Origin of the sequence: Sphingomonas sp., from assembly GCF_036677245.1 — a bacterium.
In the GTDB taxonomy this organism is placed as follows: Bacteria; Pseudomonadota; Alphaproteobacteria; order Sphingomonadales; family Sphingomonadaceae; genus Allosphingosinicella.
Window position 1 is genome coordinate 1 of the sequence record NZ_JAKFCG010000102.1, and the last position, 1,619, is coordinate 1,619.

2 protein-coding genes are annotated in these 1,619 nt (G+C 67.5%); one reads left to right on the forward strand and one right to left on the reverse strand.

Features of this window, described 5'->3' with window-relative positions; translation table 11 throughout:
- Positions 1–733 (forward strand): FAD-binding oxidoreductase (locus V6M48_RS11195; RefSeq protein WP_332812624.1); only part of this gene is annotated, 733 nt, incomplete at its 5' end.
- Between the two features lie 177 nt (positions 734–910).
- Here V6M48_RS11195 and V6M48_RS11200 read toward each other — a convergent pair.
- Positions 911–1,619, reverse strand: a 709-nt coding sequence (locus V6M48_RS11200) for an AGE family epimerase/isomerase (RefSeq protein WP_332812625.1), incomplete at its 5' end; no start/stop codon positions are given.

A 1,619-nucleotide genomic window follows, 5' to 3' on the forward strand; every position in this document is an offset into this window, starting at 1 on the left:
CCTCGCCGTGCCCGATCCGGACGCGGCGCTGGCGCTGCTGAACAAGGCCAAGGCCAGCGCCGGCGGCACGCTCACCACCTTTGAGCTGATGCCGCGCATCGGGCTCGACTTCGTCGTCCGCCACGCCGATGGCGCCCGCGATCCGCTCTCGGAACCGTCGCCCTGGTATGTGCTGATGGAAGTCTCGGCGCAGGGCGAAACCGGCCTCTCCGAGGCCGTTGAGAATTTTCTTGGCGAAGCGATGGAAGCGGGGCTGGTCACCGATGCAGTGCTCGCCGGCTCGCTCGGGCAGCGCGCCGATCTCTGGAAGCTGCGCGAGATGCTGTCGGAAGTGCAGACCCATGAGGGCGGTTCGATCAAGCACGACATCTCCGTGCCGCTGCATGCGACGCCGGAGTTTCTCAAACGCGCCATCGCCAAGGTCGAGGAGCTGGTGCCGGGCTGCCGGCCGGTGCCCTTCGGCCATCTCGGCGACGGCAACATCCATTTCAACGTCAGCCAGCCGGTCGGCGCCGACAAGGCGGCTTACCTCGCCGGCTGGGACGCGATGAACACCGCCGTCCACGCCATCGTCAGCGAGCTGCACGGCTCGATCTCGGCCGAGCATGGCATCGGCCGGCTCAAGCGCTCGCTGCTGCCGGGCGTCAAGGACCCGGTCGAGCTCGACCTGATGCGGACGGTCAAGGCGGCGCTCGATCCCAAGGGCGTGCTCAACCCCGGCGCGGTGCTGTAGCGTACAGCGCGGAACCGCAGACTGGGAGATTTCCCATCAGCCTGCATCGTCATCCCGGCTGGAGCGAAGCGTAACGCCGGGATCCATCGTAGAGCACGACGCCCTTCGATGGATTCCGGAACTGCGCCGCTTCGCGGCTTGTCCGGAATGACGCTGCAAACTGGATCGAAACCTGCTCTAACCGGCCGCGTCGACGCGGCAGATCTCAGCCAGCGCCAGCACGAGATGGTAGAGAACTCTGACTGGCACCCGGTCGGCGATCGGCTGGCCGCTCTCATCGATCTGGTTGACCCAGAGCCCGCTCTCGCGGTCGACGAAGTGCTGGAACATCAGCTCGACATGTCGGTCGAGGCGTGCCGCGGCATCCGCATCGCCCTCGAATTCGATCCGCGCGACGAGCGCCTTCACATATTCGGTCTGCGGCCAGAGCAGCGCCGCGCCGTTCAGCACGCGGCCCGCCGGATCGACCTCGTTCACGACGAGGCGCGAGGTGTTGGCCGCCGCGTCGACCTGACGCTGCCCGAAGGCATGGAGCTTGCGCGCCGTTTCGCGAGCCTCGGCCGAGCCTGTCAGCCGTTCATGATGATAGAGAAGCCAGGTCCATTCGAAATGATGGCCGGGCTCACGGATCAGCCCGCGCGGGCCCGGGAACGCCCCCCAGTCCTCGCCGAAGAACTCGCCGAGCGTGCCATTGCCGTCCAGCATGCGCTCGCGCATAAGGTGCACGAGCCTGTCTGCGGTCGTCAGCCAGCGCGGGTCCGGTGAGACGGCCGCGAGAGCGTGGCAGGCCTCGAGCAGATGCATGTGCGGGTTCTGGCGCCGGGGCAGGGTGCCAAGCGTGTCCTCGCGAAAGCCACCGGCGGGGTGCGCCAGTTCGCCGTCGAGG